The sequence below is a fragment of the Dechloromonas hankyongensis genome, assembly GCF_022012295.1.
GTDB classification, from domain to species: domain Bacteria; phylum Pseudomonadota; class Gammaproteobacteria; order Burkholderiales; family Rhodocyclaceae; genus Azonexus; species Azonexus hankyongensis.
In genome coordinates this window covers 799,579-820,571 of record NZ_JAKLTN010000001.1, presented here as the reverse complement: position 1 = coordinate 820,571, position 20,993 = coordinate 799,579, and the positions used below count along the sequence as shown (strand labels likewise).

Here is a 20,993-nt window from a genome sequence, read left to right as displayed (position 1 = left end):
TCGGTGGTGCCCATGGGCAGGATCGAACTGCCGACCTCTCCCTTACCAAGGGAGTGCTCTACCACTGAGCCACATGGGCCTACCTTAAAACTCCAGCCGTACCGTGTCGTGGAGCGGGTGAAGGGAATCGAACCCTCGTCTTAAGCTTGGAAGGCTTCAGCTCTACCATTGAGCTACACCCGCAAAACCCTACGCCCGCAGCACTGGCCGCTACAGCATTCAATCTGGTGGAGGGAGAAGGATTCGAACCTTCGAAGGCTGAGCCGACAGATTTACAGTCTGTTCCCGTTGACCGCTTGGGTATCCCTCCGGAAGAACCCGAGATTATCCAGACGACTGCACACCCTGTCAACACCCAAAAACAGAAAAGCCGGCATATAGCCGGCTTTCGGGGTATTTGCGCCTGAAAATTACTTCAGGGACAGGATCCAGGTCACCAGCTTCTTGGCTTCTTCGTCGGTGACGTTGTTCGGCGGCATCGGGATTTCGCCCCAGGTGCCCTTGCCACCGGCCTTGACCTTGGCAGCCAGCATGGCCGGAGCCTTGGCATCACCCTTGTACTTGGCGGCAACATCCTTGTAAGCCGGGCCAACCAGCTTCTTGTCGATGGCGTGGCAGGACATGCAGTTCTTGGCCTTGGCCAGCGCTTCGTCAGCCTGGGCCTGACCGGCCATCACGATACCAGCAGCAGCCATCATGGCAACATAAACAGCTTTCATTCTCTCGCTCCATTCTTCGGGTTGGTGGTTACATCAGGGCGGATGATAAAACCCTTTTCGGTCCCTTGCAAACACGGGGAAAGACGGTCCCGCGAGGTCATCCGCGAGCAAATAACGGCTCATTCGCGCCGTCGGTTGACAATAACTCAGGACGGCCGCGATGAAATAGCCAGCAACGCCCCCGCCGACACGAACAAGCCGCCAAAAAATCTGTTTTGCGCCCGGATGCTGCGCGGATCGTGCAACCACCGCCCCAGGCGGGAGGCCGCCACGGCGTAGCCGGACATGACCAGCACGTCGGTCAGGCACAGGGTTGCTGCGATGACGAGATATTGCGCAGCCTGCGGTTGTGCCGGATCGACGAATTGCGGGACCAGCGCGCCGATGAAGATCATGGCCTTGGGGTTGGTCAGATTGACCAGGATTCCCTGCAGGAAAGCCCCCTTGCGGGGAATCGCCGGCACGTCGGCATCGAGCGGAACGACCGGCGAGCGCCATTTTTGGATACCGAGCCAGATCAGGTAACCCGCCCCCAGGAACTTGATCGCGGAAAACGCCACTTCCGAGGTCGCCAGCAAGGCGCCCAGGCCGAGGGCGACGATCAGCAGCTGTATCAGCAGCGCCACCTGTAATCCCAGAATGGTGACCAGCGCCGTCCAGTACCCGTGGCGCAGGCCGGTGGTCATGCTGATCACGGCGCCCGGCCCGGGCGTGACGGCGATGACGATCGCCGCCAGCAGGAACCCGAACCAGACGGTGAGCGTCATTTGCGGCGCTCGATCAGCGTGACGTCGCGCACCGCGCCCTTGTCGGCCGAAGTGGCCATCAGGGCATAGGCCTGCAGGGCGGCCGAAACCTTGCGCTGGCGATCAACCGGGTGCCAGGCGGCGTCGCCCCTGGCGTCCATGGCGGCGCGGCGCTGGGCCAGCGTATCGTCGGACACCGCCAAGTGAATGCGGCGATTCGGGATGTCGATCTCGATGGTGTCGCCCTCTTCCACCAGGCCGATGGCGCCGCCGTCTGCCGCTTCCGGCGAGGCGTGGCCGATGGACAGGCCGGAGGTGCCGCCGGAGAAGCGGCCGTCGGTGAGCAGGGCGCATTCCTTGCCCAAGCCCATCGACTTCAGGTAAGAGGTCGGATAGAGCATTTCCTGCATGCCCGGGCCGCCCTTCGGGCCTTCGTAGCGGATGACGACGACGTCACCGGCAACGATCTGGCCGGCCAGGATGCCTTCGACGGCCGAATCCTGGCTCTCGAAGACGCGGGCGCGGCCGGTGAATTTCCAGATCGACTCATCGACGCCGGCGGTCTTGACGATGCAGCCGTCGACCGCGATGTTGCCGTAAAGAACGGCCAGGCCGCCGTCCTTGGAATAGGCGTTGGCCTTGTTGCGGATGCAGCCGTGGGTGCGATCGAGATCGAGTTCGGTGAAGCGGCGATCCTGCGAGAAGGCCACCTGGGTCGGCACGCCACCCGGCGCCGCCTTGAAGAATTCATGCACCTTGACGTCGTGTTCGCGCACCACGTCCCAACGATCGATCGCTTCGCCCAGGTTCTTGGCGTGGACGGTCGGCGCGTCGCGATGGAGCAGGCCGGCGCGGTCAAGTTCGCCGAGGATGCCCATGATGCCGCCGGCGCGGTGCACGTCCTCGATGTGGTACTTGTCGGTCATCGGCGCCACCTTGCACAGGCAGGGCACCGAACGCGAAATGCGGTCGATGTCGGCCATGGTGAAATCGACGCCGGCTTCCTGCGCGGCAGCCAGGATGTGCAGCACGGTGTTGGTCGAGCCGCCCATCGCCACGTCGAGGGTCATGGCGTTTTCGAAGGCGCCGCGGGTGGCGATCGAGCGCGGCAGCACAGAGGCGTCGTCCTGCTCGTAGTAGCGCTTGCACAGCTCGACGGCCAGACGCCCGGCGCGCAGGAAGAGTTGCTGGCGGTCGGCATGGGTAGCGACGACGGTGCCGTTGCCGGGCAGGGACAGGCCGAGCGCTTCGGTCAGGCAGTTCATCGAATTGGCGGTGAACATGCCGGAGCACGAACCGCAGGTCGGACAGGCGGAACGCTCGATTTCGTCGAGATCGGCCTGCGAGACGCTGGCGTCGGCGGCCTTGACCATGGCATCGACGAGGTCGAGGTGGACGATCTGGTCCTGCAGCTTGACCTTGCCGGCTTCCATCGGGCCGCCGGAAACGAAGACGACCGGGATGTTCAGGCGCATGGCGGCCATCAGCATGCCCGGGGTGATCTTGTCGCAGTTGGAGATGCAGACCATGGCGTCGGCACAATGGGCGTTGACCATGTATTCGACCGAGTCGGCGATCAGGTCGCGGCTGGGCAGCGAGTACAGCATGCCGCTGTGGCCCATGGCGATGCCGTCATCGATGGCGATGGTGTTGAATTCCTTGGCGATGCCGCCGGCCGCTTCGATTTCACGTGCCACCATCTGGCCCAGGTCCTTCAGATGGACGTGGCCCGGCACGAACTGCGTGAAGCTGTTGACCACCGCGATGATCGGCTTGCCGAAGTCGCCATCCTTCATGCCGGTAGCGCGCCACAGGGCGCGGGCGCCGGCCATGTTGCGACCATGGGTGGAAGTGTGGGAACGATATTGCGGCATGGCTCTCTCTCCGTCTGAAACTGAACGCCACGGTGTTGTCACGGGCGCGAACTATAATCGGCTAATTCTAGCCCACTCTGTGCTTGCGATGCTTCTCCACCCGCAGTTCGACCCCGTCGCCTTTTCTGTCGGCCCGCTTTCCGTGCGTTGGTACGGTTTGATGTATCTGGTCGCCTTTGTTCAATTTATTTTGCTCGGCCGTTACCGGATCAAACAGCGGCCCGGCTTCCTGACCGTGGAACAACTTGACGACCTGTTGTTCTACGGCATGCTCGGCGTCATTGTCGGCGGCCGGCTCGGCCAGGTCTTGTTCTACGAACCGGGCTACTACCTCTCCAACCCGCTGGAAATCGTCGCCGTCTGGAAGGGCGGCATGAGCTTTCACGGCGGCTTCCTCGGCGTTCTCGTCGCGATGGGCCTGTGGACGCGCAAATATGCCCTGAACTGGTTCGACGTGATGGACTTCGTTGCGCCGCTGGTGCCGCTCGGCCTGGCCGCCGGGCGCATCGGCAATTTCATCAACGGCGAGCTGTGGGGCCGCGTCGCCGACCCCAGCCTGCCGTGGGCGATGATCTTCCCGCAGTCGGGCGACATGCAGCCGCGCCACCCGTCGCAGCTCTACCATGTCGGACTCGAAGGCCTGTCGTTGTTCGTCATTCTCTGGCTATTCACCGGCAAGGCCCGGCCGCGGGCTGCGGCGTCCGGCGTTTTCCTGATTGGCTACGGCGCCTTCCGCTTCATCACCGAGTTTTTCCGCGAACCGGACAATGGTATTTTCGGGCAGTCCTACACCATCAGCATGGGGCAGTGGCTGTCCCTGCCGATGATCCTGACCGGGGTCGGCCTGGTGGTATTTGCCTACCGGAAGAAAGCCCTATAATTATGGATTACGTTCTTCAACCCAAGACAGGAATCCAGTCATGACACGTCCGTTCAAGGTTCTCGGCATCCAGCAAATCGCCATCGGCGGCCCCTCCAAGGAAAAGCTGCGCACGCTGTGGGTCGACAAATTCGGCCTGGAAATCACCAGCACCTTCGTTTCCGAGCGCGAGAACGTCGACGAGGACATCTGCGCCATGGGTACGGGCCCGTTCAAGGTCGAAGTCGACCTGATGCAGCCGCTCGATCCGGAAAAGAAGCCGGCCGTGCATGCCACGCCGCTCAACCACGTCGGCCTGTGGATCGACGATCTGCCCAAGGCCGTCGAATGGCTGTCGGCCAACGGCGTGCGCTTCGCGCCGGGCGGCATCCGCAAGGGCGCCGCTGGTTTTGACATCACCTTCCTGCATCCGAAGGGCAACGAGGAATTCCCTATCGGCGGCGAAGGCGTGCTGATCGAACTGGTCCAGGCGCCGCCGGAGGTGGTTTCGGCCTTTGCCAAGCTGGCCGGCAACTAAGGAAAAATGGACGATCTCCCCGAGGACGATCTCGAGGAATCCCGGGCGGCGTTCGCTCCGCTGTTGGACGCGACCGCCGCCATCCTGCCCTGGGTGGCCAAGTCCCGCCCTGCCCGCTTTGACACCAAGCTCAACGAGCGCTGGTGCGACGGTTGCAAACGTCTGGACCAGGCCTGGTCGAATCGGCACGGCACCGGCGGTGATGATATCCGCCCGGCCATCTTCAATCTCTACGCCATTGCCCTCGAAACCGCCGACGCGGATTGCCTGCGCCTGGGCGAAGCGCTGGCCGGCGCGGCAGACCGGCTGGAGGATGGCGATCCGTCACCCCGACTGATCGCCGCCTTGACCGGCGCCATCGAATGCCTGCACGAACCGGACGGACTGGAGCATGGGGCCTTCGCCGAGCGTGCCCACCACTTTGCCGAGCGGCTGGAGAGCGCGGCATCGTCGCTGAACGACAGCGAACGGTCGACGGTAGTCGATCAATTATTTGTGGACGAAGCGCACGAGCAGCTGGAAATGTTGCGCGACGCGCTGGCCGCCCTGCCCCCCGATGCCTACGTATTGGCCAGCGAAGCGCTGAAACTGGCCCAGCATGCGGAAATGCTGGAAATCTGGGGGGTCATGCATCTGGCTCGCCAGTTCGCCGAATGCGTCACCCGGCACGGCAGCGAACTCGATAGCCCCGCAGCGCGGGATGCCCTCGACGCGCTGCTGCACACGCTCAGCGCCAGTATCGACGCCGTTGTGGTTTAAGCGGCGCGGAGAACGCTCAGGGCGAGGCAGCGACCGTCGCTCAGTTCAGTTCCCTTCGCCGACACGCTGACCGGGATCTTGCGCCCGTCGCTGCGCTGGACTTCGGCGGCCAACAGGCTGGCCCCGGTGCGGCCTGCGAGCATGCGCAGCACCTCGCCGGCCACCGTCTTCTGCTGTTCGGCGGCATAGAGGCTGCCGTAGTGGCGGCCGAGCAATTCCTCGCGCGTACGTCCGGTCAAGGCTTCGGCCTGGCGATTGACGTCAAGAATTTCGCCGCTGTGGCCGTCGGCCAGCAGCATCGCGTCCTGCGAGGCGTTGATAACGGCGCGTAGTTGCTCCCTGGCCACCAGAGCCTGACGCTTGGCTTCCTCGGCCTCGTATTCGACCAGGGCCATGGCCACCAGATTGGCTACCGCCTGGGCGAAAAGCCGGTGAGCACTGGCCCACGGCTGGCGGGTGCCGACCTGCTCCAGGCAGAAAACGCCCTGCAATTCGCCGCGGATATGGATGGGCGTCGCCAGCAAGGCGGTAATCCGGTGGCGCGGCAGGTAATAGCTGACGAATTCGGCAGTCAGCGGATGCACATAGACGTCGTCGACGGCAATGCAGCTACCTTCGCGCAGGGCGCGGAAATAGGCCGGATGGCCGATGGCATCGATGGTGTTGCCGCTGCTGTGCTTGCCGGCGGAACGTTCAAACAGTTCGAGGCAACGGAGTTCCCGCTGATCGTCGGTCAGCGCCCAGATGCTGGCGCGCTCGACGCCGCAGGTCGTGGCCGCCGACTCGGTCAGGATGCTGAGCATCATGTCGAGCGAGGCTTCCCGGAAATAGGCGCCGCGCGAAAGGCTGGCAATGCCCTGTTGCAGGTCGTCCGCCGACATCAAGGCGGTGCCGGCGACGAGATCGGACGAGTTTTCCATCATGCTGAGACTGTATTCGCGCTCGTGGCGCCATGGTGACAGTCTCGATTTTAGTGATTCTCACCCCGATAGTCTGTGAATTTCACCACATTTAACGAAAGTGACAATTGCATTCCCGATCAGTCCGGCCCCGGCGTCGTCTTGAAAACAAAGGCCGCTTTGTCGACTTCGGTGATCCACACCAAGCCATCGCCGTAATGGCCGGTCTGGGCGATTTCGGTGATGCGCTGGAAGATGGCCTCCGCCACCTCATCCGGGGCGACGATTTCGACGCGCACCTTGGGCGTGTAGTCGGTCAGTTCGTCCTTGATCTTGACCTTGGCCGGGATGTGCCGGGTCGGTGCACTGCACCCTTCGACCTTGCTCACCGTCATGCCGGGAAAGCCGGGCAGCACGACTAGCGCATCGCGCAGGACCGGCAACTTGTTGGGGCGGATGATCGCCTTGATTTCCTTCATGCTTCGACTCCTTCTTCGTCGAACCAGCGATAGAGGGTGGGCAGCACCACCAGCGTCAGCAGGGTCGATGTAATCAGTCCGCCGATGACCACGATGGCCAGCGGTCTTTGTACCTCGGAACCTGGCCCCGTCGAGAACAGGAAGGGGATCAGGCCGAGCATGGCCACGGTGGCCGTCATCATCACCGGCCGGAAGCGCAGTTTGGCGCCCTCGACCACCGCCTCGCGTACATTGCGCCCTTCTTCGCGCAGGCCGCGGATGTACGACACCAGCACCACGCCATTGAGCACGGCGATGCCCCAGAGGGCTATGAAACCGACCGAAGCCGGCACCGACAGATATTCGCCGGTGACGAACAGGCCGACGATGCCGCCGATGGACGCGAAGGGCAGCACCGTGATGATCAGCGTCGCGAAGCGCAGCGAATTGAAGAGCAGGAAGAGCAGGAAGAAAATCGCCGCGATGGTGATCGGGATGATGATCTTCAAGTGACCGAGCGCCCGCTCCATGTTCTGGAACTGGCCACCCCATTCGAGGTAGTAGCCATCGGGCAGCTTGACCTGCTTTTCCACCTTCTGCTGCAGTTCGGCAACGAAACTGCCGAGGTCCCTGTCCTTGACGTTGACGCCAACCACGATGCGGCGCTTGCCCAGTTCGCGGGAAATCTGCGCCGGGCCGTCGAGCACGCTGATCTTGGCGACATCGGCCAGACGGGCCTGGGCGCCACTGCCCGAGGTGATCAGGATGTTGGAAATGGCCTCGACGTTGTTGCGGAAGCGCTCCGGCAGGCGCACGACACCGGGGAAGCGGCGTTCGCCCTCGAAAATTTCGGTCGCCACCTTGCCGCCGACCGCCGTTTCGAGCAGGTCATTGACGTCGGAGACATTGATGCCCAGTCGGGCGATGGCCTGGCGGTCGATTTCGACGGACAGGTACTGCTGGCCGCTGATCCGCTCGATGCGCAAGTCCTGCGCGCCCTGCAGGCTCTGGGCGACCTTGCCGATCTGGCCGGCGACTTTCTTCAGCTGATCGAGATCGTCGCCGAAGACCTTGACGGCGATATCCGAGCGCACGCCGGTGACCATTTCGTCGACGCGGTCGGAAATCGGCTGCGCCATGACAATCTGCACGCCGGGCAGCGCCTTCAATTTCTCACGCATGGCGTCCTGGATGTCGTCCTGGGTCCAGCCGGACGGCCACTCGCTGCGCGGCTTCAGACTGACGATGGGAGTCGACTCGTTCGGCCCCTGCGGGTCGGCCGGCGATTCGCCGCGGCCAACGCCGGACACCGCCGACTTGACCCCGGGAACCTGCATGACCAGCCGCATGGCCTCCATTTCCATCTTGATCGACTCGTCGAGCGAGATGTTGGGCACCCGGTTGATGCCGGGCACCACCGAACCTTCCTTCATTTCCGGGATGAAGGCGGTGCCCAGGAAGGGCAGCATGCCGACGGTCAGCGCGAAGGCGCCGACGGCCAGCGCGACAGTCTTGCGCTCGTTGCCCAGCGCCCAGTGCAGCATCTTCAGGTAGCGGCCCTTCATCGCCGCGATCAGCCGGGTGTCGTGATCGCCGTCATGGGCCGGCGGCTTGAGCAGGTAGGTGGACATCACCGGGGTCAGCGTCATCGACAGGATCAGTGAAATGCCGAGCGCGATGGCGATGGTGTAGGCGAGCGGCGCGAACATCTTGCCCTCCATGCCCTGCAGCGTCATCAGCGGCAGGAAGACGAGGATGATGATGCCGACGCCGAAGATGACCGGCGTCGCCACCTCGACCACGGCGCGCAGGATGACGCGGGTCTGGCTGTCGCCGCTCTTCGCCATCCGTCCCAGTTGCAGGAAGGCGTTCTCGACCACCACCACCGAGCCGTCGACCATCAGGCCGATGGCGATGGCCAAGCCGCCGAGCGACATCAGGTTGGCCGAAATGCCCAGCTTGTTCATCGCCATGAAAGTCAGGAGCGGGGTCAGGACCAGCGTGCCGACCACAATCAGCGACGAACGGACGTCGCCGAGGAACAGGAAGAGCACGACGACGACCAGCGCCACGCCTTCGAGCAGCACCTTGGTCACCGTCCACAGCGCTGCATCGACCAGTTCCGAGCGGTCGTAATAAGGGACGATTTTCAGGCCGTCGGGCAGCATGCCCTTGCGGTTGATTTCCTCAACCCGGTCCTTGATGCGGCTGACCACCTCCTTGGCGTTGCCGCCGGCGATCATCATCACCACGCCGCCCACCGCCTCGGTAACGCCGTTCTTGATCACCGCGCCTTGGCGCACCTCGTGGCCGATCTGCACCTCGGCCACGTCGCGCACATAGACCGGCACGCCGTCCTTCTCCTTGAGCACAATGGCGCGCAAGTCCTCGACATCGCGCACCAGGCCGATGCCGCGGATCAGGTACTGCTCGGCATACTGCGGCAGCACGCCGCCGCCGGCGTTGGCGTTGTTGCTGCCCACCGCCCGATAGACATCGGCCACCGACAGGCCGAAGTGGCGCAGCTTTTCCGGATTGACCAGGACCTGGTACTGCTTAGCAAAGCCGCCCTGCGAATTGATTTCAGCGACGCCGGGAATCGAGCGCAGCAGCGGCCGCACCACCCAGTCCTGGGCGACACGCCGCTTCATCAATTCCTCTTCGCCCAGCGCCTTGTCGCCGTCGTCGGCGCGCTCCAGCGTGTATTGATAGACCTCGCCGAGGCCGGTGGATACCGGGCCGAGGACCGGCGCGATGCCCGGCGGCAGGCGCGAGCCGACCTCGAGCAGGCGTTCCATGACCAGCTGGCGGGCAAAATAGACGTCGGTCTTGTCGGAGAACACCAGGGTGATCAGCGACAGGCCGGGCTTGTTCAGTGAGCGCATTTCCTCCAGCCCGGGCAGGCCGGTCATCGCTACTTCCAGCGGCACGGTGGCGAAGCGTTCGACCTCTTCCGGCGAGCGGCCCGGCGCCTCGGTGGCGATCTGGACCTGAATATTGGTCACGTCGGGGAAGGCATCGACCGACAGCTTCTGCGCGGCGTTCAAGCCGAAGAAAAAGAGGACGGCGGCAATGACCGCGACGATCAGACGCTGCTTGAGCGCCGCACGGACGAGAGATTCGATCACGTCCCCTCCATTTCCTTGCGGTTACGCTCGTTGTTCAGGTGAAAGGCGCCGTCAATGACCAGCTTCTCGCCGCCCTTCAGGCCGCCGAGCACGACCCGCATGCCGCCTTGCTCGGGGCCGAGCTTGACCTTGACCAGGCGGAAGGCGCCATCGCCCTCGGCCGCGAAGACATAGTCCTCGTCGTTCTGCCGAACCACGGCGCTGGCCGCCACGACCAGCCGCTCGACCGGCTTGGCCTCGATCAGCATCGACGCCAGCATGGCCGGCTTCAGGCGGCCGTCGCGGTTGTCCAGCTCGGTGCGTACCAGCACCGTCCGCGTTTCCGGATCGATGGTCTGGCCGACGAAGATCAGCTTGCCGACCAGCTTTTCGTTGCCCAGCGCCGGCACCTCGATATTGACGGTCTGCCCCGCCGTAACCTGGCTGACCTGCTGCTCGGGCACCTGGGCAACCGCCCACAAGCGCGACAGGTCGGCGACTACGAACAGCGCATCGGCCGGCTGCACCACTTGGCCCTGGGCCAGCTTGCGTTCTACCACCACGCCGCTCAGCGTGGCGACCACCGGCGTCACCGAATTGACCTCGCCCTGCTTGCCCAGGCGCTCGATGGCGGCCGCGCTGACTCCAAGCAATTGCAACTGGTCGGCGGCGGCACGGGTTTCGGCTTGGGAAATCTTGTATTCGCTTTCCCGGCGCTGCAGTTCGGCGGCGCCGATCACGTCGGCCTCGAACAGCGCCTTGGCGCGCTCGGCATTGCGGCGGTTCAGTTCGAGCTGGGCGCGCGCCTTCAGGTAGGCCAGCTGCTGCTCGGAGAGTTGGCTGCTGTTCAGGCGGGCCAGCACGTCGCCCCTTTTCACATCCTGCCCAAGCCAGGCGTCGATATCGGTGACCCGCCCGGTAATTGTCGCGCCGATGCGCGCCAGACGTTGTTCGTCGAAGTCGATCCGCCCCGCTACGCGCAAGGTCTCGGCCACCGGCTGGCGGATCACTTCGGCCAGCTTGAGTTGGGCGAGCAGTTCGGCCGACGGCGCCACGGTCATCGGATCCTGGACCTGCTGGACCGCCGCCTTGTCGCTTTCCTTGTTGCACGCGGCCAGCAGTGCCGCCGCCATGATCAGCACCAGTATTCTCTTCATTCGGTTTTACCTCCCGGGCTGGCCCGCAGTCGTTCGATTTCGACCCAAGCCGCCGCCAATTCGTAACGGGCAGCAATCAACTCGGCACGCGCGGCCCGGAAAACCCGTTGCGCGTCGAGCACTTCCAGAAAACCGCGTTCGCCGAAGCGGTAGGCCGCTTCCGCCACGCGCAGCGCGTTCTCGGCCTGCTTGACGATGCCCGACTCGAGCGCCGTGACCTGGGCCTGGGCGATCTCGTATTGCTGGTAGGCCACCGCCAACTGCTGATCCAGCGAGAACTCCTGGGCCGCCAGTTCGTGGCGGGAACGGGCGAGTTGTGCCGAGGCCTCGCCGACCGGACCGCTGCGGCGATCCCACAATGGCACGGTCAGCACGACACCGACGCGTGAGGTGCGCATGTCCGGGTCGTCGTCGTAGCCGCCCTTCACTGCCAGGCTGGGCCAGCGCTGCCGGCGCTCGAATTCGAGCTGGCGCTCGGCCCGGCTCACTTCGGCGCGGCTGCGTGCCAGAGCCGGGCTGTCGGCAGGCAGTGCCTGGCGCACGGTCTCGATGGGCGGCACATCCGGCACTTCGCGCAAGGCGCCGCGCAGGGAATAGTCGGCCGGCAGACCGGGACCGACGCTTTGGCGCAGGTGCGAACGCGCCTGCTCGGCACGGAAACCGGCGGCCTGCAACGACTTCTGGGCATTCAGCATTTCTGCATCAGCCTTGATCAGTTCGAAGCGCGGCGCTTCGCCGGTCTCGACGCGTAGGGCAATGCGCGAGCGGACGCTTTCCATCAGGCTGACGTCTTCCCGGGCATTGCGCAATTCGGCATTGCGGCGCAGCACCTCGAAATAGCGCTGGCGTACGCTGGCCAGCAGGTCGGCCTCGAAGGCGCGCAAACCGGCCTCGCCGGACTGCAACCCCGCCTCGGCGGCACCGATGCGCGCAGCGCGCACCCAGGGCAGGTCGATGGGCTGGGTCAGCGTCACGCTGCGTGCATCGCCGGAATTGCCGCCGGCCGCCCGCGAACGTGCCGTCCCGGTCAGGTACTCGACTTCCGGATTGGGGAAGGCGCCGGCGCTTTGCACGGCGTAGCGGGCAGCCGACACCTGCTCGCGGGCCGCCATCATGCTGCGGCTCGAATCGAGAGCCAGCCTTTCCAGTTCAGGCAGGGCATATTCCTGACCGGCAGCGTGGACCGCTGCCGAAACCCAGACACCGACCAGCAGAGCGAGAATTTTATTGCGTTGCACCATGAGCGAAATTTAGCAAGCGTTATGCCACCAGGTTCGGCCGATTAGTCAGCGTAGCCTCGAAAAGCCCGACCGTAGGAGCATTCAAACCAACAGCGCAGATCGGCGAAGCGAACTCGCGCCAGCTGCAAAGGATGGGCGTTGCACAGAACTGCACCAGTCTTGTGCAACGCACCAGGAGCGCATCATAACAAATCGTCAGTTTCGCGTCAGCTTTATGTCAACCAGCGGTCAGCTACGCTGCGAAGCCAGGGCGGCGATACGCTCTTCCAGCGGCGGGTGGGTGGCGAACAAGGCCATGAAACCACCCTTGCCACCAGCGATACCGGAGGCTGCCATGTTCTGCGGCAGCGGTTCGGTATGCAGGTTGCCCAGGCGACGCAGCGCGTTCTGCATCGGCAGCGCCGTGCCCATCAGGCCGGCTGCCCCCGCGTCAGCACGGAATTCGCGCTGACGGGAAAACCAGGCGACGATGATGCTGGCGAGCAGGCCGAAGACGATTTCGCACACCATGCTGGTCACCATGTAGCCGATGCCGGGGCCGCTGCTTTCCTCGTCATTGCGGCGGAGGAAGCCGTCAACCACATAGCCGACGATGCGCGACAGGAAGACGACGAAGGTGTTCACCACGCCCTGGATCAGGGTCAGCGTCACCATGTCGCCGTTGGCGATGTGGGCGACCTCGTGCGCGAGCACGGCTTCGGCTTCCTCGCGGGTCATGCTCTGCAGCAGCCCGGTGGATACGGCGACCAGCGAGCTGTTTTTCGTCGCACCGGTGGCGAAGGCGTTCGGCTCGCCATCGTAGATCGCCACTTCCGGCATCGGCAGCTCAGCCCGCTTGGCCAGCTTGGCGACGGTATCGACCAGCCAGACCTCGGTGGACGTACTCGGATGCTCGATGACCTGAGCGCCGGTACTCCACTTGGCCATGGTCTTCGACATCAGCAGCGAGATGAAGGCGCCACCAAAACCGATCACGGCGGCGAAAACGAACAACATGCCGACGTTCAGGCCGTTGGCCGTCAGGAACTTATTGACGCCGAGCAGGCTGGTGACGACGCTGAGCACCAGCATCACGGCCAGGTTGGTCAGCAGGAACAGGACAATGCGTTTCATTTTTTACTCCTTGAAGAGAAACGGGTCGATGCTAGGGCATTGCAATTAGCAAAAAAATCGGAGCAAAATTGAGCATCACTTCGATTTTTTCTGTGAACTTATGACTCCGCTCAATTTCAAGCACCTGCATTACTTCTGGGTCGTTGCCCAGGAAGGCAGCATCACGCGCGCCGCCGAGCGCCTCGATGTGGCGATCCAGACCATTTCCGGCCAGCTTTCGTTGCTCGAACGACAACTGGGCAAGGCGCTGTTCAACAGCCAGGGGCGCGGCCTGGTGCTGAGCGACGCCGGCCGCGTCGCCCTCGGTTACGCCGACCAGATTTTCCAGTTGGGCGACGCGCTGATCGACGCCGTCCAGCACAGCGACAGCGAAGCCACCCTGCGCCTGCGTGCCGGCATCTCGGACGGCATTCCCAAGCTGCTCGCCTACCGCCTGCTGTCCACGGTCACCGAAATGCCGGCCGACGTCCGCCTGATCTGCGACGAGGGCGAATTCGAAACCCTGCTCGCAGACCTCGCTCTGCACCGTCTTGATGTCGTCTTGACCGACCGCGCGGCGCCGGTCGGCGGCAACCTGAAGGTGTTCAGTACCCGGCTCGGTGAGTTCGCCACCGGTCTGTTCGGCACGCCGGCCCTGGTCGAACGCTATGCAAAAGACTTTCCCGCCTCGCTCGACGGCGCGCCGCTGCTGCTGCCCACCCGCCACAACGCGCTGCGCGGCCGGATCGACCGCTGGCTGGAACACACCAATATCCGTCCCAAGGTGGTCGGCGAATTCGAGGACAGCGCCTTGCTCAACACTTTCGGACGCGGCGGCTTGGGCCTTTTCCCTGCCCCCCTGGTCCTCGCCGAGCAGGTCGAGCAGCAGCTCGACGCCCGGCCGCTGGGCGCCATGACCGGGGTCAGCGAACAGATCTACGCCATTTCCAGCGAGCGGCGCATCCGCCATCCGGCTGTAGAAGCCCTCTGTGCTGCAGCGCCGCAAGAGGCTCCGGAGCCGAGGGTATAATGATCCTCCCCCAACGCATCATCAAAGAAAATTCCATGTCGCTGTTCCGCAAGACCGCTGCCCTCCTGCTCAGCTTTGCGCTCGCCTCGTCGGCGCTCGCCCAGCAGCTTCCCGTCCCGCCGGCCCTGGCCGCCAAGTCCTGGCTGCTGCTCGATGTCGGCTCGAACCAGGTGCTGACCACCGAAAAACCGGATGACCGCCTCGAGCCGGCATCATTGACCAAGCTGATGACGGCCTACCTGACCTTCGCTGCGCTGCACAAGAAGATGCTGTCCCTCGAACAGCCGCTGCCGGTCTCGGAAAAGGCCTGGCGCACCGGCGGTTCCAAGATGTTCATCCGCGTCGACACCCAGGTTCCGGTCGAAGACCTGATCAAGGGCATGATCGTGCAGTCCGGCAACGACGCCTGCGTCACGCTGGCCGAAGGCATCGCCGGCAGCGAGGATAACTTCGCGCAGATGATGAACCGCGAAGCCCAGCGCCTGGGCATGAAGAACAGCCACTTCATGAACTCGACCGGCCTGCCCGACCCCAACCACTACACCACGGCGCGCGACCTGTCCCTGCTCGCCTCGGCGCTGATCCGAGACTTCCCGGCCGAATACGGCAAGTACTACTCGATGAAGGAATTCCGCTACAACAACATCACCCAGCCAAACCGCAACCGCCTGCTCTTCATCGACCCCACGGTCGACGGCGTCAAAACCGGCCACACCGAGGCTGCCGGCTACTGCCTGATTTCCTCCGCCCTGCGCGACAAGCGCCGCCTGCTCTCCGTCGTCCTCGGCACCGCCTCGGACAGCGCCCGGGCCAGCGAATCGCAGAAGCTGCTCAACTGGGGCTTCATTTCCTACGAGGCTGTCGCCCTGTTCGCCAAGGAGCAGGCCGTGTCCACGCTGCGTGTCTGGAAGGGTGCCCAGAGCCAGGTCAAGGCCGGCTTCACCAGCGATCTGTCGGTGGTGGTGCCGAAGGGCTACGGCGACAAGGTGAAGTCCGAGTTCACGCCCGAGCCGCGCCTGATTGCCCCGGTCGAAGCCGGCCAGAAAATCGGCGTCCTCAAGGTCAGCATCGAAGACAAGACGTACGGCGAATACCCGGTGGTCGCCCTTGAAAAAGTCGAACTCGGCAATATCTTCACCCGCATCATCGACACCATCCGCCTGTGGTTCAACTAAGGCCATGACTGCCTACGTCGCCGACCCCGTCTATCTAAATGGCCGTTTCCTGCCGCTGGCGGAAGCGGGCATTTCGCCGCTCGACCGCGGTTTTCTGTACGGGGACGGCGTCTATGAGGTCATTCCGGTCTATTCCCGGCGCGCCTTTCGTATCGACGAGCACCTGCAGCGCCTGCAGGCGACGCTGGACGGCATCCAGATGGCCAATCCGCTGTCGGCCGAGGCATGGCAGGCCGTCGTCCTCAAGCTGATCGAAACCGCCCCCTGGGACGACCAGTCGATCTACCTGCAGGTGACCCGCGGCGCCGACGACAAGCGCGACCATGCCTTCCCGCCGGCCAGCGTGCCGCCAACCGCCTTCGCCTTCTCCTCACCGCTGGTCACCACGCCGGCCGCGGTGCGCGCCAAAGGCGTCGCCGCCATCACCGTGCCCGATCTGCGCTGGTCGCGCTGCGACCTCAAGGTCGTCTCGCTGCTCGCCAACGTGCTGGCCCGCCAGCAGGCTGTAGCCCAGGGCTGCGCCGAGGCGCTGCTGATCCGCGATGGCCTGATGAAGGAAGGCGCTGCGTCCAACATCTTCATCGTCAAGGACGGCGTGCTGATCGCCCCGCCCAAGACCCACCTGATGCTGCCCGGCATCACCTACGACGTGATCCTCGAACTGGCCACCGCCCATCAGCAGCCGCTGGCCGTCCGCGAAATCACAGAAACTGAACTTCGCGCCGCCGACGAGGTCTGGATGACCTCCTCGACCAAGGAAATCCTGGCTATCACGACGCTGGATGGCAACCCCATCGGCAACGGTCGCCCTGGCCCGTACGGCGAGCAAATGTGGCAGTGGTATCAGGACTTCAAGAACACGGTAATGCGCAAAGGCTAACATGGCTTCGTATAAGGACACCCTCCTCGAATTTCCCTGCGACTTCCCCCTGAAGATCATGGGCAAGGCGCACGACGAGCTGGCCCAGGCGGTGCTCACCATCGTCACCAAGCACGCCCCCGATTTCGACGGCGCGACGATGGAAATGCGCGCCAGCTCCGGCGGCAACTACCTGAGCCTGACCTGCACCGTGGTCGCCACCTCCAAGCCACAACTCGATGCGCTGTATATGGAATTGACCTCCCATCCGCTGGTCAAGGTCGTGCTGTGACTCACCAGACAGGGGTCCCGCAGTGCGGGGATGCGCGTACGACGAACAGCACGGGCTGCCGACAGCGCGGTGCTTGCGAACGCGCAAAGGCTTCGGAGGCAGCGTTCTGAATCTCGTCGTCAAGCGCCTGGGCCGGGTCGACTACGAACCCACCTTCCAGGCCATGCAGGACTTCACGGCCAGCCGCACGGCCGACACGGCCGACGAGCTGTGGATCGTCGAGCATCCGCCGGTCTACACCCTGGGCCAGGCCGGCAAGCCGGAGCACATCCTGCGTGACGTCGGCATCCCGCTGGTCAAGATCGACCGCGGCGGTCAGGTGACCTACCACGGCCCCGGCCAGGTGGTGATCTACCTGCTGCTCGACCTGCCGCGCCTGAGGATCAAGGTGCGCGAACTGGTCAGCGCCATCGAGCAGGCGGTCATCGACCTGCTCGCCGACTACGCCGTCACCGCCGAACGCCGCGACGGCGCCCCGGGTGTCTATGTCGGCGAAGCCAAGATTGCTGCCCTCGGCCTGCGCATCCGCAACGGCTGCTCGTATCATGGCGTATCGTTGAATGTGGACATGGACCTGACCCCGTTCGACGCCATCAACCCCTGCGGCTACGCCGGGCTGAAAGTGATTCAAACCAAGGACCTGAACATCCCGCTCACCGCTCACGAGGCGGGCGAGCGACTCTCGCAACACTTGCTACAGCAACTGGACAAACAACATGGCTGACAACACCAACCAAGGTGGCGCAAAGCAAAAAGGCGTCAAGCAAAAAGGCGAACTGAAGACCGCCCGTATCCCGATCAAGATCGTGCCGGTCGATGAACCGCTGCGCAAACCGGAGTGGATCCGCGTCAAGGCCGGCAACAGCGCCGGGCGCTTCGGCGAAATCAAGACCATGCTGCGCGAGAAGAAGCTGCACACCGTCTGCGAGGAAGCCGCCTGCCCGAATATCGGCGAATGCTTCGGCCGCGGCACGGCGACCTTCATGATCCTCGGTGACATCTGCACGCGCCGTTGCCCGTTCTGCGACGTCGGCCACGGCCAGCCCCTGCCGCCCAACCCGAACGAGCCGGCCGAACTGGCCGATTCGGTGTCCTCGCTAAAGCTGCAGTACGTCGTGATCACCAGCGTCGACCGCGACGACCTGCGCGACGGCGGTGCCCAACACTTCGTCGATGTCGTCCGTGCCGTGCGCGAAGCTTCGCCGAAGACGACCATCGAAACGCTGGTCCCCGACTTCCGTGGCCGCATGGACATCGCTATTGACATCCTCGGCGCCAGCCTGCCCGACGTGCTGAACCACAACATGGAAACCGTGCCCCGCCTCTACAAGCAGGCCCGCCCGGGTGCCGATTACGCCCATTCGCTGACCTTGATGAAGCAATTCAAGGCCCGCTATCCGCACGTCAAGACCAAGTCCGGCCTGATGGTCGGCCTCGGCGAAACCGACGAGGAAATCCTCGAAGTCATGCGCGACCTGCGCGCTCACGACGTCGAGATGCTCACCATCGGCCAGTACCTCGCCCCTTCGGGCCACCACCTGCCGGTCAGCCGCTACGTCCACCCCGACACATTCAAGATGTTCGAGGCCGAAGCGCTGAAGATGGGCTTCTCCGGTGCTGCCTGCGCGCCCATGGTGCGCTCCAGCTATTGGGCCGATCAGCAGGCCCACAGCGCCGGCGTCGCCTGACTTTCGCCGACCTGAAATGAAAAGGGCAGCCCGTTTCGAAGCTGCCCTTTTTTATTGCTGCCTGGCCTTCATCTGACGTTGGCCGGTGGTGGCGGCGGCGCACCGGGCGGCGGCGGCGGAATGCTCGGGTCCTGCGGCTGGAGCTGCTGCGAACGGACCGGCGCCGAGTAGCTCATGTTGCCGGGAACCGGCACGCGATGCCCCTTGGAATACATGCACTGGATATAGGCATTGTCGTACATGCGCTGCGCCCCGGCGGTCGAGGCACGTGAAGCATCGCTTCCCGCCGCGCCGCCCATCAGCAGGCCGGCGCCGGCACCGATCGCGGCGCCCTTGCTGTTGCCGCCGATGGCTGCGCCGGCAAGCGCGCCGACTGCAGTACCGACCGCCGCGCTGGTCACCGCCGATTCCTTGCCCGCATCGCCGGCCGTCTTGCCACCAATCTGGTAGTTCGCATACTGACGGCAATCGATATCGTCCGCACGGAAACGCTCGAAAGGCTGGCCCGATCCCGGCAGGACCATCACGCTGGGTCCGGTCGGCATGACCGTACAGGCACCCAACAGCAGGGCCAAGCTGACGACAGCCAGCTTCGGCGCATATCTTTTGTCGCTCATCTCATCGCTCCGGTTGCGGTTGAACCCGCTGCCAGCCTTCTGGGCAGTCCTTGACGTAGGGGTAGTAGCCCTTGCTGCTCTTGCAGTAGTACCAGTATTGCTGCTGGGCCGGTGCCGGCTGCGCGGCCGGCTCAGCCTGTTCGACATAGACCGGCGGGGGTGCAGGTGGCACAACGACAACCTGCGGCGGATAGTAATACGGCGGCGGATACCACACCGGCCCCCAGACCGGACCACCGACATACACCCCCAGCCGCACGCGGCCGCCATGCGCCCAAGCACTGGAGCCGGCGGCAGCCATGGCCAGCGCCAGCAAGACAACAATCAATTTTCGATAATTCATGGCAATACCCAATGCGCCAATAACTCACTTCCAAGATAGCGAATTATCGGTCATCAGGGGAGCACAAAATTGCTACAGTTTGTAAGTTTGACGCCGGCTTACGACAAACTAGGGCGAGGGGCTTCCAAGAAAGCCCTTCGAAAGCTGACCGGCTGCCTGCTGCCTAGAGCAGCTTCAGTTTCTTCGCCGCCTCGCGCAGTTCGCCGCGGAAATCCGGGTGGGCGATGCCGATCAGGGCTTCACAGCGCTGCTTGGCGGTCTTGCCGCGCAACTGGGCGACGCCGTGTTCGGTCACGACGTAGTTGATGTCGTTCTTGCTGGTCGACACGTGGGTGCCCGGCGACAGGGTCGGCACGATGCGGGAGATGGTGTCGTCCTTGGCGGTGGACGGCAGCACGATGAAGGCCTTGCCGCCCTTGGAGCGGTTGGCGGCGCGGACGAAATCGGACTGGCCGCCGGTGCCGGAATAAGGAATGGGACCCAGGCTTTCCGAGCCGCACTGGCCGAGGAAGTCGATCTGCATGGTCGCGTTGATGGCATGCAGGTTGTCGTTCTGACCGGCCAGGTAGGGGTCGTTGGTGAAATCGACCGGATGCATTTCGAGTGCCGGGTTGCGATGCATGAACTGGTACAGTTTCTTCGAGCCAAGGGCGAAGGTAGCCAGCATCTTGCCGTGGTGGTAATTCTTGCGGCGGTTGGTCACCACGCCGGCCTCGACGAGGGTCATGATGCCGTCGCCGACCATTTCGGTGTGGACGCCGAGGTCGTGCTTGTCGGTCAGCTGCATGACCACGGCGTCGGGAATGCCGCCGTAGCCGATCTGCAGGGTGGCGCCGTCGGGAATCATTTCGGCGACATAGCGGCCGATCGCTTCCTGGACCGGCCCGATCTTGGGCAGGCCGACTTCAAGGATGGGTTCTTCGCTCTCGCACAGCGCAGCGACCTGCGAGATATGGATGTGGCAGTCGCCATTGGCGAACGGGACGTTAGGATTGACTTCGAGCACCACGACGCGGGCCTTTTCGATGGCGGCCATGGTGTAGTCGGCGGCCAGCGCCAGCGAGAAATAGCCATGCTCGTCCATCGGCGAGGCCATGCTGAAAACGACGTCGGCCGGCATCAGGCCACGCTCGATCAACTGGGGCATCTCGGAGAAGTAGGCCGGGATGAAATCGACCCAGCCTTCCTTGGCGCCCGGACGGGTGGCGCCGCTGTAGAAATAGGCGGTATGGCGGACGTTATCGACGGTTTCCGGATCGAGGTAGCCGTATTTGCGCACCGCCAGAATCTGCGACACCGTCACGTTGCGAAAATCGCGCCGCGCTTCCGACAACGCAGTCAGCAGGCTGGGCGGTTCACCAACGGCGGTCGGCACCACGATGGTGTCACCGTTCCGGACGACTCGAATGGCGTCGAACGGAGCCATCTTCTTTTGCTGGTAAAGGGCCTGGTAAGACATGCGCTATCTCCTATACGTTTTTATTTGGAAATACTGATGGTCACATAATGGTCAGACCAAAAGCCTGACCCAGATCAAACT

The 20,993-nt window shown here is 63.8% G+C and carries 21 protein-coding genes and 3 tRNA genes; 9 read left to right on the top strand and 15 right to left on the bottom strand.

Annotated elements, in window-relative coordinates; translation table 11 throughout:
- Positions 1-4 precede the first annotated feature (4 nt).
- The 6 genes from LZ012_RS03905 to ilvD form a co-directional block, all read right to left on the bottom strand.
- Positions 5-79 (bottom strand) — tRNA-Thr (locus LZ012_RS03905).
- Positions 80-109: 30 nt separating this feature from the next.
- Positions 110-183: transfer RNA gene (locus tag LZ012_RS03900), tRNA-Gly, on the bottom strand.
- 42 nt (positions 184-225) lie between these two features.
- Positions 226-310 (bottom strand) — tRNA-Tyr (locus tag LZ012_RS03895).
- 100 nt (positions 311-410) lie between these two features.
- Positions 411-719, bottom strand: a complete 309-nt coding sequence (locus LZ012_RS03890) for a c-type cytochrome (protein WP_275707746.1) — start codon at positions 717-719, stop codon at positions 411-413.
- A 146-nt stretch (positions 720-865) separates the two neighbouring features.
- Positions 866-1,486 carry a homoserine/homoserine lactone efflux protein gene (gene rhtB / locus LZ012_RS03885; protein WP_275707744.1) on the bottom strand — a complete coding sequence of 207 codons (621 nt, stop codon included), beginning with the start codon at positions 1,484-1,486 and terminating at the stop codon, positions 866-868.
- Positions 1,483-3,339 (bottom strand): dihydroxy-acid dehydratase, encoded by a 1,857-nt coding sequence (gene ilvD, locus LZ012_RS03880; RefSeq protein ID WP_275707742.1) that lies wholly within the window; start codon positions 3,337-3,339, stop codon positions 1,483-1,485. Before ilvD ends, rhtB begins: the two co-directional genes overlap by 4 nt.
- Before the next feature lie 88 nt (positions 3,340-3,427).
- Here ilvD and lgt point away from each other — a divergent pair, with 88 nt between their 5' ends.
- From lgt to LZ012_RS03865, 3 genes are read left to right on the top strand one after another with little or no spacing between them, the layout of a single operon-like run.
- Positions 3,428-4,219: a prolipoprotein diacylglyceryl transferase gene (gene lgt, locus LZ012_RS03875; RefSeq protein WP_275707740.1), complete on the top strand. Its 792-nt coding sequence runs from the start codon at positions 3,428-3,430 to the stop codon at positions 4,217-4,219.
- Positions 4,220-4,259: 40 nt separating this feature from the next.
- Positions 4,260-4,736 carry a VOC family protein gene (locus tag LZ012_RS03870; protein ID WP_275707738.1) on the top strand — a complete coding sequence of 159 codons (477 nt, stop codon included), beginning with the start codon at positions 4,260-4,262 and terminating at the stop codon, positions 4,734-4,736.
- A gap of 6 nt (positions 4,737-4,742) precedes the next feature.
- Positions 4,743-5,495: a hypothetical protein gene (locus LZ012_RS03865; RefSeq protein ID WP_275707736.1), complete on the top strand. Its 753-nt coding sequence runs from the start codon at positions 4,743-4,745 to the stop codon at positions 5,493-5,495.
- Here the strand turns inward: LZ012_RS03865 and LZ012_RS03860 are convergent.
- The 6 genes from LZ012_RS03860 to htpX form a co-directional block, all read right to left on the bottom strand.
- On the bottom strand, positions 5,492-6,418 hold the full coding sequence (locus LZ012_RS03860) for a GAF domain-containing protein (RefSeq protein ID WP_275707734.1): 927 nt from the start codon (positions 6,416-6,418) through the stop codon (positions 5,492-5,494). The genes LZ012_RS03865 and LZ012_RS03860 overlap by 4 nt on opposite strands.
- A gap of 116 nt (positions 6,419-6,534) precedes the next feature.
- Positions 6,535-6,873 (bottom strand): P-II family nitrogen regulator, encoded by a 339-nt coding sequence (locus LZ012_RS03855; RefSeq protein WP_275707732.1) that lies wholly within the window; start codon positions 6,871-6,873, stop codon positions 6,535-6,537.
- Positions 6,870-9,980 carry an efflux RND transporter permease subunit gene (locus LZ012_RS03850; RefSeq protein ID WP_275707731.1) on the bottom strand — a complete coding sequence of 1,037 codons (3,111 nt, stop codon included), beginning with the start codon at positions 9,978-9,980 and terminating at the stop codon, positions 6,870-6,872. Before LZ012_RS03850 ends, LZ012_RS03855 begins: the two co-directional genes overlap by 4 nt.
- Entirely contained in the window at positions 9,977-11,116 is a 1,140-nt protein-coding gene (locus LZ012_RS03845) for an efflux RND transporter periplasmic adaptor subunit (RefSeq protein ID WP_275707730.1), read from the bottom strand. Before LZ012_RS03845 ends, LZ012_RS03850 begins: the two co-directional genes overlap by 4 nt.
- Complete coding sequence (locus tag LZ012_RS03840) at positions 11,113-12,357, bottom strand: TolC family protein (protein ID WP_275707729.1); 1,245 nt, start codon at positions 12,355-12,357, stop codon at positions 11,113-11,115. The genes LZ012_RS03845 and LZ012_RS03840 overlap by 4 nt, the downstream gene beginning before the upstream one ends.
- Positions 12,358-12,585: 228 nt before the next feature.
- Positions 12,586-13,470 carry a protease HtpX gene (gene htpX / locus LZ012_RS03835; RefSeq protein ID WP_275707728.1) on the bottom strand — a complete coding sequence of 295 codons (885 nt, stop codon included), beginning with the start codon at positions 13,468-13,470 and terminating at the stop codon, positions 12,586-12,588.
- A 100-nt stretch (positions 13,471-13,570) separates the two neighbouring features.
- On the opposite strand from htpX, the gene LZ012_RS03830 reads away from it, so the two are divergent.
- The 6 genes from LZ012_RS03830 to lipA all read left to right on the top strand — a co-directional run bounded on the left by LZ012_RS03830 (position 13,571) and on the right by lipA (position 18,493).
- The gene (locus LZ012_RS03830; RefSeq protein WP_275707726.1) at positions 13,571-14,479 is read left to right on the top strand and encodes a LysR family transcriptional regulator; all 909 of its coding nucleotides are present in this window, start codon (positions 13,571-13,573) and stop codon (positions 14,477-14,479) included.
- Positions 14,479-15,654 (top strand): D-alanyl-D-alanine carboxypeptidase family protein, encoded by a 1,176-nt coding sequence (locus LZ012_RS03825; RefSeq protein WP_275707724.1) that lies wholly within the window; start codon positions 14,479-14,481, stop codon positions 15,652-15,654. Before LZ012_RS03830 ends, LZ012_RS03825 begins: the two co-directional genes overlap by 1 nt.
- A 4-nt stretch (positions 15,655-15,658) precedes the next feature.
- Positions 15,659-16,534, top strand: a complete 876-nt coding sequence (locus tag LZ012_RS03820) for a D-amino acid aminotransferase (RefSeq protein ID WP_275707722.1) — start codon at positions 15,659-15,661, stop codon at positions 16,532-16,534.
- Between the two features lies 1 nt (position 16,535).
- Positions 16,536-16,805, top strand: a complete 270-nt coding sequence (locus LZ012_RS03815; RefSeq protein WP_121458068.1) for an HP0495 family protein — start codon at positions 16,536-16,538, stop codon at positions 16,803-16,805.
- Between the two features lie 73 nt (positions 16,806-16,878).
- On the top strand, positions 16,879-17,529 hold the full coding sequence (gene lipB / locus LZ012_RS03810) for a lipoyl(octanoyl) transferase LipB (RefSeq protein ID WP_420839469.1): 651 nt from the start codon (positions 16,879-16,881) through the stop codon (positions 17,527-17,529).
- A complete protein-coding gene (gene lipA / locus LZ012_RS03805; RefSeq protein ID WP_275707720.1) occupies positions 17,522-18,493 on the top strand; it encodes a lipoyl synthase in 972 nt (323 codons plus the stop codon). The genes lipB and lipA overlap by 8 nt, the downstream gene beginning before the upstream one ends.
- A gap of 68 nt (positions 18,494-18,561) precedes the next feature.
- Here the strand turns inward: lipA and LZ012_RS03800 are convergent, their stop codons facing one another.
- The 3 genes from LZ012_RS03800 to LZ012_RS03790 all read right to left on the bottom strand — a co-directional run bounded on the left by LZ012_RS03800 (position 18,562) and on the right by LZ012_RS03790 (position 20,912).
- On the bottom strand, positions 18,562-19,110 hold the full coding sequence (locus LZ012_RS03800; RefSeq protein ID WP_275707718.1) for a YMGG-like glycine zipper-containing protein: 549 nt from the start codon (positions 19,108-19,110) through the stop codon (positions 18,562-18,564).
- Between the two features lies 1 nt (position 19,111).
- Positions 19,112-19,453, bottom strand: a complete 342-nt coding sequence (locus tag LZ012_RS03795; protein WP_275707717.1) for a hypothetical protein — start codon at positions 19,451-19,453, stop codon at positions 19,112-19,114.
- Positions 19,454-19,616: 163 nt separating this feature from the next.
- Positions 19,617-20,912 (bottom strand): acetyl-CoA hydrolase/transferase family protein, encoded by a 1,296-nt coding sequence (locus tag LZ012_RS03790; protein ID WP_275707713.1) that lies wholly within the window; start codon positions 20,910-20,912, stop codon positions 19,617-19,619.
- Between the last annotated feature and the right edge of the window lie 81 nt (positions 20,913-20,993).